The sequence below is a fragment of the Maribacter sp. 2-571 genome (genome assembly GCF_050589625.1).
GTDB lineage: Bacteria > Bacteroidota > Bacteroidia > Flavobacteriales > Flavobacteriaceae > Pelagihabitans.
On record NZ_JBNGOP010000075.1, the window covers coordinates 1 to 854 of the forward strand.

General features: G+C 42.4%; 1 protein-coding gene. It reads right to left on the reverse strand.

The annotated features are described in order from the left end of the window. The coding region (locus ACRD7P_RS20930; protein WP_430909751.1) for a condensation domain-containing protein at positions 1 to 854 on the reverse strand (854 nt) is incomplete at both ends.

Genomic DNA, 854 nt, shown 5'->3' on the forward strand with positions numbered 1-854 from the left:
GTCTTTATCAATGTTATACGCACCAAAGGCGCCTCACTCAAATCGAAACGTGTTTCCCGGTCTTTCTTTTTGAAGGCATCCAACATTTCGGCGCGCTCCTGCTCAGGGCACATACTATAATCTAATACTGATATGGGAACCACAACCCCCTCATGAGTACACTGTACCGGTACCCCTAGTTCATCGTAATGAAACGAACTCCTAAAAACACTATGGTTTTTGAATACATAGGACCAGGATTTTTTAAACACTTCAATATCCAATCCTTTTGGAAAATCAACAATAGTCTGGTTCAGGTATGCCTCGGAATCATTCTCCAACAATTCGTGGAAAAGCATTCCTTCCTGTAAGGCCGCCAGTTTGTAGATTTCATCAGGACGCTTGCCCTGTGCATCCAACTTGTTTACAAACGAATCTAATTCAACATATGTAACTTCCTTTTCCAACCCATAATCGGATGGGGTATATACTATACCTTCCTGTATTGTGCAATGCTCAATAAGCGCTTTAAGCTTATTCACATACGTATCTGCCAGCGCTGCAATAGTACCTTTTCGGTATTCATTTTGGGAATAGCCCCAGTTGATTTCCAATTCACCATCAACGATTTCAGAATCGATCACAAATTTATTTACAAAAGGAAAATTCTCGCCGGACTCATTTCCTGAGAATTCTTCCGCGCCATCAATTGCTTCATTCTCGTTCAGCACATTGTCGATCTGGCCCAGGTAATTAAATATGATATCGAACGAAGGCCCCGATAGGGAATCCCTTATTTCCGCAGATGGGTGAAGGTATCTAAGGGCTCCATACCCCATGCCTTTTCCTGGTACCCGTCTCAGTGTTTCTTTTGT